This window comes from Photorhabdus khanii NC19 (assembly GCF_000517265.1).
Taxonomy (GTDB): domain Bacteria; phylum Pseudomonadota; class Gammaproteobacteria; order Enterobacterales; family Enterobacteriaceae; genus Photorhabdus; species Photorhabdus khanii.
The window spans coordinates 219,841-234,309 of sequence record NZ_AYSJ01000013.1 but is presented as its reverse complement, the minus strand read 5'-3'; the positions used below and the strand labels follow the sequence as shown (position 1 = coordinate 234,309).

Annotated in this window: 7 protein-coding genes and 2 pseudogenes; 2 read left to right on the top strand and 7 right to left on the bottom strand. The window is 46.7% G+C overall.

Features of this window, described 5'->3' with window-relative positions; all coding sequences use genetic code 11:
• Nucleotides 1-13: 13 nt before the first annotated feature.
• The 4 genes from PTE_RS25745 to bla all read right to left on the bottom strand — a co-directional run bounded on the left by PTE_RS25745 (nt 14) and on the right by bla (nt 2,341).
• Nucleotides 14-154 carry a hypothetical protein gene (locus PTE_RS25745; protein ID WP_157890179.1) on the bottom strand — a complete coding sequence of 47 codons (141 nt, stop codon included), beginning with the start codon at nt 152-154 and terminating at the stop codon, nt 14-16.
• Between the two features lie 514 nt (nt 155-668).
• Nucleotides 669-1,085: a type II toxin-antitoxin system VapC family toxin gene (locus PTE_RS13075; RefSeq protein ID WP_036848329.1), complete on the bottom strand. Its 417-nt coding sequence runs from the start codon at nt 1,083-1,085 to the stop codon at nt 669-671.
• Entirely contained in the window at nt 1,085-1,339 is a 255-nt protein-coding gene (locus PTE_RS13070; protein WP_036847174.1) for a type II toxin-antitoxin system Phd/YefM family antitoxin, read from the bottom strand. Before PTE_RS13070 ends, PTE_RS13075 begins: the two co-directional genes overlap by 1 nt.
• A gap of 114 nt (nt 1,340-1,453) precedes the next feature.
• Nucleotides 1,454-2,341, bottom strand: coding sequence for a class A beta-lactamase (gene bla, locus PTE_RS13065; protein ID WP_036847172.1), 888 nt, complete (start codon nt 2,339-2,341; stop codon nt 1,454-1,456).
• A gap of 746 nt (nt 2,342-3,087) precedes the next feature.
• On the opposite strand from bla, the gene PTE_RS13060 reads away from it, so the two are divergent.
• The gene (locus PTE_RS13060; RefSeq protein WP_036847170.1) at nt 3,088-4,941 is read left to right on the top strand and encodes a polyurethane esterase; all 1,854 of its coding nucleotides are present in this window, start codon (nt 3,088-3,090) and stop codon (nt 4,939-4,941) included.
• 74 nt (nt 4,942-5,015) lie between these two features.
• Here PTE_RS13060 and PTE_RS13055 read toward each other — a convergent pair whose 3' ends face one another.
• On the bottom strand, nt 5,016-5,687 hold the full coding sequence (locus PTE_RS13055) for a helix-turn-helix transcriptional regulator (protein ID WP_245219050.1): 672 nt from the start codon (nt 5,685-5,687) through the stop codon (nt 5,016-5,018).
• A gap of 168 nt (nt 5,688-5,855) precedes the next feature.
• On the opposite strand from PTE_RS13055, the pseudogene PTE_RS13050 reads away from it, so the two are divergent.
• Nucleotides 5,856-6,116, top strand: a pseudogene (locus tag PTE_RS13050) (IS110 family transposase); the annotation flags it as partial.
• 13 nt (nt 6,117-6,129) lie between these two features.
• Here PTE_RS13050 and PTE_RS13045 read toward each other — a convergent pair.
• Nucleotides 6,130-6,684 (bottom strand): annotated as a pseudogene (locus tag PTE_RS13045) (IS982 family transposase); the annotation flags it as partial.
• Nucleotides 6,685-6,858: 174 nt separating this feature from the next.
• On the bottom strand, nt 6,859-14,277 hold the full coding sequence (locus tag PTE_RS13040) for a TcdA/TcdB pore-forming domain-containing protein (protein WP_241826198.1): 7,419 nt from the start codon (nt 14,275-14,277) through the stop codon (nt 6,859-6,861).
• Between the last annotated feature and the right edge of the window lie 192 nt (nt 14,278-14,469).

Here is a 14,469-nt window from a genome sequence, read left to right as displayed (position 1 = left end):
CAGATTAGCCTAATTAAGCATGACAAATTTGACGAACAGGACACGCCCCTGAAATCTGGGGGATGTCTTCTACAACTTCTAAGCCGAGATCTTCGACGTTAGCCCCTGCCTGATCACCATTGCTTTCCATTACCGTCTTTCTATCTTCGCACATGATAACCTCCACCGAACAAACTCACCTTGCGCCCATAACTTTTGCGCAACAATAAAATAACAAATTTACTTTAATGTTACAATTAAATTAATTGTTTTTTTATTGACATTGTGATGTAAATCATATATTGAAAATCGAGTTCATCGATGACTATCCTCACTCTCGCTTTCATGATTTCAATAGCCTTGAAATACTGAGTAATTTGTCAGATTCATAGAGAGCCTTATCCACCTAAAAGGCCAGATATTTTGTAGTGTTAATGGCTTTTTTTGGCAATTTGAGAAATTCGATAAAAGTGCAAAACTCATCACGGGTAATAATCTTAATTTAGCAAAAAAGTATCTCTGAACTGAGACACTTTCTTCTATATTGGTAAATATTTCATACTCGGCATTATAAGATACCAGATAATATTTATAAATAATTTTAATGTATTTTAGGGTGGGAATGTTAAATTTCTTCTATGTGGCAGAGGCTACTTTCCCGAAAGATAACGTCCACATACAAAAACTAACTAAATCCAAGGGTTCAATATTGGCACTCCAGTCAACTCAAAATCGGCCACGTTCCGTGTGACGACGGTCATACCATGAACGAGTGCGGTTGCCGCGATAAGTGCATCACGCTCTGAGCATGGATCAGGTACATGCAGCCGGGCGCACCGCAACGCTACAGCCGTATCTACCGGTAAGATCCGCCCAGTAAATTCCGGTATGACATGGTGGTTAAACCATGAACGCAATAATGCCCCTTGGATTATGTCTCGCCGTTCAATCTGTAAGATGCCGGTTTCCAGCTCCATAATGGTAATGGCCGATAGGAAAAGCTCCGCTGCATCAACACTTTCAGCCCATGAGGTAACCCCAGTATTAGCCTTACCCGCCTGAACTTTCCGAAGCTCGGACACGACATTGGTATCAAGAACAAACATCATGAGAAATTAGCCGGACGGCTATTAATGGTAGCTCGCGCCGGATTGAATTCAATATCTTCAACACCGGGCATTGCCAAAGCATCAGCGATGTTTCTGCGTTGCTTCGTGATCCGTTGATATTCCTCAATAGTCAGCAGGACATGCGCTGGCTTGCCGCGATCTGTGATAAACACAGGACCACTTTTGGCAGCCTTCTTTGCCCTACTAACATCCTGGTTGAGTTCTCGGCTTGATAAGGTTGTGATTGACATAGTACCTCCTAATATAACAATCAATTTATGTAGGTACGTTACTACGTAATTATCAAGGAGGCAACTTTGGTGTTACTGACACTCTTAGCACAATTACCTGTATTCCAGAAAAAATCACGCCAAATGCTTCATCACCAATCGCGTAGTTGAAGCCAGTACATCACGGCGTGACTCAGCGTCTTTCTGATGTTGGGTAAAATAAACCGCGAGAACTACAGGTGATCCCCCTTCTGGTGGCCAAAGTATGGCGACATCATTACTGGTGCCGTAATCACCGCCACCCGTTTTATCGCCAACGACCCAACCGTCCGGTGTTCCGGCTCGAATACTGGCATCTCCAGTGGTATTCCCTTTGAGCCAGCCAACCAATTGTTCACGTTGTGGTGCAGCCAGAGTCTCTCCAAGCACGATTTTCTTCACACTGGTCGCCATTGCCGCTGGTGTTGTGGTATCTCTGGGATCATCGGGAATAGCGCTGTTCAAATCAGGCTCCCAGCGATCGAGCCGGAACGCTCTATCACCAAGGCCTTGAGCAAAGTGGTTCACCGCTGCTAACCCACCTAATTCTTTAATTAACAAGTTCGCCGCAGTGTTGTCGCTGTATTGCAATGTTGCGGCACATAATTGTGTGATATTCATACCTTGATTCAGGTTCTTGCGGGCAATTGGAGCATAAGACTGTAAGTCGGACTCACTATAATTGATATGTTTTGCTAACAGTTCTGATTGGGACATGCTTTTATGCAACACCGCTGCCACCAGCATCAGCTTGAAAGTACTACAGAAAGGGAAACGTTCATTCCCCCGGTATTGGATCTCCTGACCATTCGCAGTATTAATCAATGTCACCCCCAGACGACCTTTTGTTCTGTTTTCCAACTCAGCAAGTTGTTGATGCAGTGATGAAGGAATCGCACCAGCCCATGCTGGAAAAGTGAAGTTGACCAAAGGAAGAGTAATACCTGCTAATAACAGCGAACGTCGCAATGGGGAGTGTTTCATGTTTAGATCTCGTAGATAAATGGTGGAACTACGTGGGAAAAATACATTATAGAGAGAAAAAGAATCTATTGCACTAACAGCAACAACTTATCCATGATAGATTCGTCTGTAAGACTGTATAAAAATTCGCACAACAAATATCAAAACGAAAGTTTATTATTTGTTTTTACAATTTAATTTTAATTAAAACAAAAACATAATAATAATCTTATTATTATGTTTATCCATAAAAACCCAGATAAAAAATAAATAAAAACAGTTTTAAAACCAGATTTAAATCTATTAAATAAACCTATTTTTAAGAAAACATTTATTAAATTAATAATATTTACGCTATAATCTCATTATTCTAACAAATAGAAGTTTACTTTACGTAAACCAATTTAGTGAATCAGCGATAGAATTTCTCCACCAGAATTCACATATCCACACTTTTATTATAAGTATTAAATGGAATTAATAGATCTCTATTTATAATGGCGTGGACTATTCACTATCTATCTTTTAGTCACTGATGATAAAAATGTCAGAAGGTTTATTCTCATTCGTGCAACCTTTTAGCATATAAACAATATTTTTGCAATATATAATTTGTAAAAATATCAAATTTTCATGATGGCTCACTAATTTATAAATTAACAGATGGTTACTCTTTAAAATCCTCACATAGATCTATACTTACCTAGTTCGTTAATATTTTTAGAACACTCTTTTAACCTTATTTTAACCTCACAAGGATATGCATCATGGGTGTTTTTCAGTATAAAGATTTTGATGACACGACTTCTAAAGAGTTATTTTCTGACGCTAAAGCTATTTCCGGGTATGCTTACCATAATCTAGGCAGTGGATTTGCCGAAGGGTATTACAACTATGGTTATGGTTTGGGAATGCCATTAACGCTGGTGACTGCACTTATCGGTAGTACGACCTCACAGGGCGTCTCGACTAAATTGCCCTGGAACCCAGATGCAGAAAAACAAGCACGGGATAAACTGAACGAAGCGGGATGGTTTACTATCAGCGCTGATGAGTTGGGCTATAAGGGTAAAACGGATGCTCGTGGTACCTTTTATGGCGAAAAATCAAGTCATTCCACTGCCCAGGCTGAAGTGATGGGAAAATATGACGCTGACGGTAACCTAACATCAATTGGTATTGCATTTCGTGGCACTAGTGGCCCCCGGGAATCAATAATCACCGATACATTCGGCGATATTATTAATAATGTGTTGGTAGGTTTAGGGAAAACAGAATATTCGAATAACTATACACCAAACGCTTTTGGCCGACTGTTAGATCACGTGGCTAACTACGCCAAAGCTCATGGTCTGGCTGGGAGCGATGTTCTGGTCAGCGGCCATAGTTTGGGTGGGTTAGCGGCGAATAGCATGGCGGGATCCAGTGAGACGAAATGGGGTGGGTTTTATTCTCAATCGAACTATATAACCTTCGCTTCACCATCGCAGTATGAGAAAGGTAACAAGGTGCTGAACGTGGGATATGAGAATGACCCGGTATTCCGTGTACTGACTGGTACCAGTACTACTGCGGCGTCAGTGGGCGTGCACGATGCTCCAAAGGATTCGGCGACAAATAATATTGTCAACTTTAACGATCACTACGCATCAACCGCGTGGAATCTGCTTCCCTTCTCTATTGCCAACCTGTCAACCTGGGTTTCTCATGTCACACCTTTCTATCAGAGTGGTATGCAACGGGTTATGGATTCAACGTTCTACGACCTGACCCATAAAGACTCTACGATTGTCGTTAGCAATCTTTCCAACGTCACCCGTGGCAATACCTGGGTAGAGGATTTAAACCGGAACGCAGAGAAACATACTGGCAGTACTTTTATTATCGGTACTAACAGCAATGATCTGATTAAAGGTGGCAAAGGAAACGATTATCTGGAAGGTCTCGACGGTAATGATATATTCCGCGATGACGGTGGATTTAACATGATTGCTGGAGGGAAAGGCCACAATACTATTGACTTACAGAAGTCGTTAAAAGGTGCGGAAATAGCCTATGACAAGGCGGGAACATTGTATCTGCGCGATGCACACGGTGATATCACTATCGCCACAGATATCGCCACGATAAGAAGCAAGGAAAGTACCTGGTTGTTTCTGACCAAAGAAGTGAATTCGCAGGTCAGAGCCGACGGTTTGCACTCCAACCAAGGGGTGAAGCAGTACGCCAATTCAGTAACCGGTAATGATGGGAATGATACCCTCACTTCCAAAACCTCCGGCTCCTGGCTGTTCGGTCTGGATGGTGACGATACTCTGATTGGCTTCGGCAACAACAATGTCTTTGTCGGCGGTGAAGGTAACGATGTGCTAAAAAGTCAGGGTAATAACAATACCTTCCTGTTCAACGGCGATTTTGGACAAGATATTGTTTACGGCTACAATAAAACCGACAAACTGGTATTTCTGGGCACAGAAGGCAGCAGTGACGAAAAAAATAGTTATCTGGATCACGCTAAGATGGTGGACAATAATGTGGTGTTTACCTTTGGACAAAACTCAGTCACTTTGGTTGGAGTAAGTATGGATAGCCTGTTCGCAGACAATATAATATTGGCATAACACAAAAATCGTGCGATATCCCTATCCATAATGTGGCCATGAAGAATGGCCACCTTTTGGCAAAACAGGCGTTTTTACTTAATTTCCGCTGCCATATGTTCGGTAAATGGTGTGTGAACCACCGCATATTTCACCTGCCATGCTTTAGGGTTGATCAAGTAATGTTGCCGGAAGCGTTTAGAAAAATGACTTGGGCTGGCATAACCCACGGCGGTAGAAACATCAGTGACACTCATCCCTTTTTTTAATAAATCTTCTGCGGTCGTCATACGGACATTTTCCAGATATTGATGAAAAGTACAAAAAACAACAGCACGAAATCCCTCTTTTAATTTCCGCTCATTTAAACCAACCGCTTTTGATAGCGATTTTATCGTCCAGGGATAATGATAATCACTGTTAATTATTTTTATTGCATTGTAAACGGCGCGGCGCTGCAAGCTGTTGATCACATCATATTGACAATCATAAATTTGAGCCGCTACACAAGCGAGTATCTCTAATGCTTTCGCCTTTAAATAAATCTTCCTTATACTACCCTTTAATTGACACTTTTCTATTTGATTGACTATCTGCATAAATGGTGGGTAGATAGGGCATGCCATCATCAATACATCACTGTAACTACCGTTTTTCTCAAAACCAGCAGCTAATTGAGTGAAAGACGGTAACTCCTGAGCTGCAATTTCGCTCAATGAAAAACGAATATCGAGAATATGCCATTCTCCACAGCCAAAGGAATTCATGCCACGCGTTATCTTAGGAGAATAGAAAAACAGCATTGTTCCTGAATTTATATCTAAAAGGGGTCCAGGGTGAGTAGACCTATCCGGTCACCCAGATAGGTCTACTCACCCTGGACCCCCTGTAGGCGTATTTTGACAAGGTGATTTCTTTTACATGAGGCCATCGCCATGAATAACATGACACTTATCGGTATCGATCTCGGCAAACATACCTTTCATATCCACTGCCAGGATAAATCAGGTAACGCCCTTCTCCGTAAAAAATTTACCCGAACCAAGTTAATGGAGTTTTTAGCCGGATGCCCTTCTGCAACCGTGGTGATGGAGGCTTGTGCCGGCGCGCATTTTATGGCAAGACGAATAAATGATTTAGGCCATGAAGCTAAATTAATTTCACCGCAGTTTGTCCGGCCTTTTGTTAAAAGTAACGCGATGCTCGACTTTAACATCCTATGACGTTGGCTTGTTGAAACCAGCCGCGTTGACTTTTACCTTGTTTAAAATTGGCAAAAATACCCAACGTGTGAGAAAGAAGCTTTCTCGCTATTCGATTGCTCAAACGCCACAAATCCCTTGTCCAGCACTTCTCGATAGCAAATTGTCCGGCGAGTTGACCAATCACCGTTTCAATTAAACGGCGTTTGGTATTAATGCGCTTTCTCGTTTCTCTGGGGACGGGATCATCCATATTGGTACGCATCGGCGTAATCATTTCAATGCCCTGTTTCTTCATTGCCTGTTTAAACTCAATGCCTAAATAGCCTNTATCACCGAGTAGATACCCTTTTATCGGAGCGACCAAATCCCAGGCTGCTTCACGCTCACTGATACTCGCGGGAGTCAACGTGCCCCCTGTTACTACGCCCGTTTCATCTATCATCAGATGCCCTTTAAAACCGTAGTAAGTTTCGTTCTTGGCGGCACAGTACCCATAATCGGCTTGCCCTTTAATATTGGCGCTGCCTTTGGCTCTTTTGAAGCAAACACCCAAATGATAAAGTCTTGTTGTGACATAGCCTTTTGCTCCTTTATTTTCCAAATGAAAGGAAAGGTTAAAACCACCGTCTTTAGACGGTGACTTTGACTTTAATTTTTTGACATATGCGCGTTTACGAGGTGCGTGGTTCGACGACTTAAAGTTATAAAGGTGCGGCTATGTCATTTCAACTCATCATGAAAGTCGAGCATCGCGTGACTCTAACTTCTCTGTACGCTCAGATAGCTGTATACTGAGCTTACCTCCCCTTGGTACCAGCTCGAAACGGCTAACACCGGGGGGTGATACCGTCAGGTTGGTCATTATTTCCAGTAAGTGACTTATATTTATCTTATCCTGCGTCTGAGCTCCGCTGCTGCTTTCAAACCTCATCTGGCGCTCAGCTGCCTGTTTAATATTGACAATACATATACTAGTGTCTTTTGCTGCATGATGAAGCAGCACGAGGTCTTGGTCACTGTGCCACAGTGACAGGTTAGCTATGCTGGTATCAGAAAACCGGATGACTGAATTCTGACCCCGATCATCTATCGTGATATACCGGTAGTGAGTCAGCACCTCGGGGGAGGAAAGACAGTAATACAATCTTTCTGAACGTCCGGTGATGGCCAGCCGATCGGTGCCCGCCAGTTGTGGCAGCAGGATTTTTCCATTCGTAGGAACCTGACCCACCTGCAACACCAGCCTCTCCGGTGTTCGGTTAACAAAACGGTAATTCCCCACTGGGGCGGGGATGGATTCTCCTTCGCTGACTTGCCATAAATCTCCGGTAGTCTGGTCATGGACATAACTGGCCTCCTGCCCGGCGACCTGACCCAGATAATGCAGAACATGATCCGGGTTAAGTATGCTGGAACGAAGTGTTTTCCTTTCCTCCGGCAGATACCATGCAGGATAACCATGCTCAGAAAATAGTCTAATGGCTTGTGGTAATTCAGCCTCATTACTGAGTGCCAAAATGGCTGAGACAATTTGACTGTCCGGGCGATCCTGCACATGCCAGGCAATCAGCATCGGGCGGTCTGTCATCTTGGCATTAGCTGACAACAGTAAGACCGCGCCGTCCGGGGTTTCCAGCCGGAGTGTATTGCCCTGACGAACCGCACTGCGGTATTGATGGCTGGCCCGGAGCCAGGGTTCCGCTGCGGCAGGTTCCCCAGAGAGCACCCGCTTTTCACTCAACTGAAGGTCAGTCTCTGTCGACAATGGCTGGCGATATAACTGATGGTTGTCGGTGTCAAAAATCCATGCTTGCCTGCCATCTTCCGCTAAACCAAGATAGACCAGAGTGTGTTCTGTATTGAGACCAACTCTGCCCTGCACCACCAAATCTGCCTTACGGTCATACCAGGCACTGACGGGTTTTCCGTCTCTGTCCCGCAACCCCAGCAGCAGCAGGGTGCTGAACTGATCTGGAGTATCCCGTAGCTGGCTCAGTGCGTCCGTCAGACCCTGATGGTGAGGTTGCAGCAGCCAGTCTGCCGTCACTCCGATCAGACGGAGACTGCCCTGATCGTCTGCCAGCCACAACTTCCCATTGCTAGAGAGTGCAACCAACTGCTTGTTCACTATGGATACGGATCTGATATCATCAACCGACAGCTTGCTGGCCGGAGTGCCGGACAGGCCATTATCCTGCTGAAAATAAAGACTATGTCTCTGATGGCTGTAAAAATAATAACCCGGTTTATCACCGGCCGTGGTGAAAACGTAGGTAAAATCCGCCGTCAGGGTCAGCAAGTCCGGATTTATCCGGTTCATTCTGACCACATTTTGCAACTGTTTTCCATCAGTTTGTAACCAGTAATGTCTGTCCACACCCGCTACTTGCCCAGAAAGGCTGATCACCTCCGCCAGGCTGCCCTTAACCTGACGTTCCGGCGCGCAGAGATCGACGGTGAACCTCTGAGTCGCTGCCTGTGGTGCCAGCAGTCCATTAAACTCACCGTCACTGGAACCGAGGGGAACAGGCAACGAGATTTCTTTACCGACTTTATCCAGGTTCGCCAGCATGGCCGTATTCCCGTCAACTGCCACCAGTTTCAGTGCTTCCTCTTCCACCTGATAAGTATACGAGATACGGTTTTCATCCCGCTGCTGTTCCACCACAAACCAAAGCTGATCATTGCTTTGCATCACGCGACTACTGATTTCCCCCTGATCACTTTCCGGAAACATTGTCGGCAGATACTGCCGTAGAACTTCGCCACTGACAATATCCACTTGCCAGAGCGTGGTATCCCGGTAAAACCATGCCTTATCACCCTTAACTTTCACCAGCTTAGCAGAGTTGAGAAACTCTGCTGCGTCAGGGACGTTGGTGTAAATCATACGATCACGACCGGTTTCATAGAATGCAAGGCCGACAGGACGGCTTTGCGGTGGTGAGTGTCGGTAGTGTTCCACCATTACATATGGCCTGTTGTGATGATCAGAATTGCTTAACTGCCTGAGATGATCATGCAACGCTTTCAGGCTGTTAAACTGGTCAGCATTCGTTTCAATCTCTTTTATCTGCCACTGCTGATTCTTTTCGTCCTGCTCGACAGAAAATATTCCTGTATCATTTATCAGGGAAATATTATCCGACTTTTCAGGCAGGGTTATCTTTATACTGCCAATATGCAGTTGTCTGTTATCTTCTTTGCTGAGACTGGGATTAACATGGGAGACAATATGACGGGCATCCAGTATCCAATGGGTATTGATGTCATTTCCTTGTAAGGACAGAGAGACACCCTCCTGCAAGCTGATACGGTATTTGCCCTTTCCGCCGGTCAGTTGGTAGGACAGAAGCCCGTGAACATTCTCCGACAACTGAGGGATGACAATATCCCGGTCTTCATCGTCCAGAATAATGTCAACCGGTGTTTCAACAAATTTCGGATTTATACAGCGTATTACGCGCTCTGAGGGAAAAAAATAAAAATCAAAGTCGAATCGTCCGTCTTCTTCCAGTCGTCGCAGAACGTCAAATCCCCGGTCGTTGCGGTGAGTGACGAAGGGCAGGATCATATATTCGTAATTAATGTAGGACTTCATAGTAACAGGCAAGATCAGTATGTAGCTGCTTCTGGGATGAAAGTCAACCTGTGCCTGTCTGTAACCGATGCCTTCACGGATATTAATTGCATGGTTTTTATCAGTATCAGCCGATCTACTGGGCCACCAGAAAAAGTAATTACTCCGGCCTGAGCCTACTGAGTAGGTCGGGTCGTTGCGATAGAGATACTGGCTGTCAAAAGTCAGATTACCGTGGCGCAAATCGAGCTGACGGATCACTGCGCCGGGGATCGGCTCCATCACCATATGGCGGCTGCCATCTTTTGCCATTTTTTCCGTCTGTCGGTATCCCCCCTGCTGATAAGCGGCTTCCAGATCGGCAAAATAATTGCCTACCGCCTGTGCATCACTGGTCACCCTGCCGAATTGCTCGGCCAGGGCCGTAAAACCAATACCTAAACCAGCCATTGGCACTGCCAGCGAGGAGGCAAAACCCGCAACAATGGGGGCGCCGAAGATCCCAGCGCCAATACCCACGCCAGTTGTCACTAGGCCAGCACAGTCAAACGCCAGCTGAGTACCATAAACCGCCCGCTGGGGTTCATTCTGTGCATGTGCCAGTTCTAGGCTGTCCAGTATCACACTGGAGATATTTAACACCGCTCCAACACCCGTGCTGGCATGGGACAACGATGAAGACAGACTACTGGTCACTTCCCGGCCTTCACTGGCCGCCGCCCTGTACAAACTGATGAGTCTAGCACCGTCCTCCAGCACACCATGAGCCATCTGCGTCAGGTTAACATAAGTGTGCACCTGCAGTGCGGTCTCTAATGTCTTGGGCATCGTATTGGGTACATTGTCACTGGCTACGGTGGTGCGGCTTTTATCGGCAAGAGTCTTAACGATAAAGGCGGTATTCAGTCCGTACACAGCTTCGGCTTCGGGGATACCTGTGCGCCGAGTGAACTTCCCTGCAGTATACTCGTGGGTTTTTCTGACAACCTCGAGATCGCTATCATAAGAATGAATAAAATCAATAATACGCTGGTCATCCGTCGTGAATGTCCGGGGCGGAAGCTCAGACCGTGCTGTATTAATAAACTCTAAAGAATAACTTCCTGGCTGGGACTCAGCTTCCCTGAGGCTACCCAGTACTGGCAGCCATTCTTCTGCGGACAGTGCGTTTTTACTGTACAGCTGCTTCGTGGCCTGCTGAAAATCCTCTGCACGGTTAAGCATCGCCAGCAGCCGAATGTCAATCTGCGCATTGTCTGGATTATTTCCCAGTGGCGGGTTAACCATACCTCCTGCCGGGATTAATTTACCGGGCGTTTCTGTTACGTCCCATACACTATGCTCCGGATTAAAAACAAGCGTGACTTTATTACCGTTTTCCGTGAGTTGTTTCCGGCCTTCAGGGCTGACCATAATTTGAGCGGTATAAGCCTTAACAGAACACGGCCGAATATGCTGGTCAAGCGACTGAGCAAATTTTAGCGCATAGCTTTTTTTACCAGCCAGTGAACAGCTCACCATACTGATATGTTCAGGAGAAGTTTTAATGCCGGAGTCTGTATAGAACTGGCTGAGTTGTGACGCCAGAACTTCCGGCATACGGTTGGCCAACGTCTGGTAATTAAGTTTATCCCCACCATCGCGGCTATGACCAACCAGTTGCCAGCGGATTTTTCCTTTATCATTCAGGGTAGTCACGTCACCATGAACCACTTGGTATTGACCCCGGTCATCCAGCTGTACCAGCACCGAATCAGGGTGTTTTCCTGCCAATTTTGCTGCGGCTTCCCTGACTACAGGGTCGTTTTCAAGTTGAATAATCAGCTGACCATCAAAGCGGGACATTCCACCCTCATGGTAAGCCCCAACTATAGGCTTTTCCCAGTCACTGACAGGTTTTTTATCGAACGGAGCAATGCCCTCTGGTTCATGACGGTAACGATCTTCCTCCTGATCCAGCAGCGCGAGCGTTGGACCAAAGCGGCCAAAACGCGGTGAATGGAACTTCTTAGCCTCTGGCAAGCCCTGATTGATGATCGGCAAGACTCGCTCCATCACTCCGGCATACAGTTCACCCTGTAACATCTTTTCTCTGCCTATATCGCGGTACTTGTCGAACATCTGTAACATGTCCTTGCCGATACTGTCCGCCCCCTCCGGTTCGTAACGCGCAGCGACGTAGAAGGTTTCAAAGAACGAGTGATAGCCGTTAAGGATCATGAAGGCCGCATTGGCCATCTGGAAGTTCCAGTATTCCTTGACGCTCAACGTGTGACCGAACAATTCCGGCAAGACGTTACTGACGGTTTGAGTGGTCCCGGAAATCCCTCCCAAAAACGGGGTGTCCAGATTATTCATATAGCTCGTGGCTTCATTTTTAGGGGCGGGACGGAACTGGTTGTAGCTGCGGTATTTATCTTCTTTGATCTGGTACGAGTCATCGGCATCTGCCAGCTCCGGGTGGGTATTGAGGATAAGATACGGGTCGGGCTGATTCAGCCGGTTATTGATTATGACCTTGTTGTCACCGCTTTGCGACATCAGATCAGCATGTGGATTAACCGGCACCGCTGCCTTGGAAAAGCTATCGGCTACCAGGTGCAGGGCATGGAACAATGCCTGCTTGCGCAAGCTCCGGCCCTTATTGCCCAACAGCAGCGCCTCGGCTGTCTGGTACAATTGCACATCGTTAACTTTCAGGCCCTTTGGGCCGCTCAATAACAAGGTGAACAGATTTTTGTCCAGTGACCGCTCAACCGCAACCTGATCAAAGACATGTACTTTCGGGTCGTTTGGATGCTGTGCCGCGTTGGCACTGGCGACCCGTTGGTTTTCCGCGTAGATAGCCTGTTCACGCCATTCCTCGTACAGCGGTGCCAGTAGCAATTTGGCCTGGGCAATGTCACTCTGCACATAGCCACCTTGCAGGATATTGTTCACATCATGATTTTTTGCCAGTTTCATCGCCAGATCGAACAACAGCGAGTCGTTATAGCGATTCTGCCAAACTGTCTCGGCGAAGGCCCGTTCCCACAGTATCTTTTTCAGGTTGTTGCCCTTGATATCGCGCATGCTGTCACGGGGGAACTCTGGCATTAACACCCCTGCGGGGGTGATGTGGTTACGTTTGAGCAAACGCGTCAGCTGTTGCTCAAATTTAGTGCATTCGAGGGTTCCTTTGAACTTACTATACTTGATATCACCGCTACGCAGTTTTTCCAGTGTCTCGAAAAAGGCGGCGTTGTGTCTATACAGGCTGTCGGTCTGCGCCTTGCTCAAGTGACTGCTGCTGACCTTGTCACCCTCGACGGTCATCATTACAAAAGGTGTCGCGGAGCGGTAATCGTAGTCCTCAGGCATTTCCAACAGATACTGGTGCTCGGTAAAACCAACCGAGCGTTCAAGCTCATGGATATTGACGAACGACCCGTCACGGTCCGAGTGGTAATTGTTCTTGCCAAACCCTTCGACGCCGATAGTCTGGAAGCTGCTGAAGATATCTGCGTTTTGATTGATCAACTCGCTCAAGGCGCTAGTCAGTGGCACTTCGCGGGTGGTATTTGGCGCTTGGCCGAAGACTTGGATCCCAATCTGGTTTTGACCCTTGCGATCAACGTTGGTCAATAACAGTTTGTGACCGTTACTTAGCAACTGAGCCTTGAAGCCTTCTCGTAAGGAGTGTTCCGACACCAGGTGATTGGCGAAGTACTGTTCGACGAACCTGGTTTTGACTAGTACTGAGCGAATCGGTGCATAGGTCGGCGAGCGAAAAGAAGGTGGTTCACTCTTGAGCCGGTATTGTTGATGCCAGGCCAAGGCGCGGGCTGGAGTACCGAAGGAAAAGTTGAATACTCCTTCCTTGGGTATGACCAGCTTGCTGCCGTTCTCTAAAAAGAAGTCCTTGAAACGACCATCGGTGCTGGTATTGACCAGCGCAACGTACATACGGATGTAGCCAGGGCGCTCGTTCTCCATCATCAGCAGTGAAATGTTCACAGGCAGATCATCGGAGGCTTGAGGGATCTTGACGAGGGAGTCGAGGGCCGTGGTTTTCTGCTGCTCAGGCGGTGCATTGAGAAATTTGTTGTAGCGGGCTTTGACCACCTTGTAGGCTTGCAGCCTAGAAAAGCACTCCACGTATTCTGGGGTAAATGTGGACTCAGCCACCTGAATGTCTAACTGTTCTTCCAGTTGGCTGATCTGCGTATTCAGCTGGTCTTGCTTGGCCGGTGCATTGGCCGTCAGGCCTGTCACCTCCGGGGGGGTGGCGCTGCCGTTATTAAGCTTGATCAGAGCTTTTTTCCAGGCATTGTCATAGCTCGTGATGGCCATCTGCTGGCGCGTGTACAAATAAATGTCGCGGTCCAGTTGCTGCTTGTAGGCCATGGTCGGGGTATTGGGTATGGGGTCTATCTGCTGTCGTCGTTGCTGTAAAATTTGCAGCTGGTCGCTCACCGAGATAGGGGACTCCTGAAGGCACTGAGCGGCCAGCACATTCAGTGTACTCTGCTGCATTTCCAGCAGGCGGTCGTCAATCTGACTGATATACTCGGCACGCTCATCGGAGTTCATGTTGAACCATTCGGTTTTCCGCTTGCGCTTGGCCGCCGTGAGCTGTTGATCTATCAGGGTATTGAGCAGTGTTTTGAGACTATTGGACATATAAACCATTATCGTCATCCTTTGTCTGTTTTTGAGTGAAGTTCTTTGCGCCGCGAAAGTTAGTCATAATTTCTACAGGCATCTAACCATATAGATAACCAC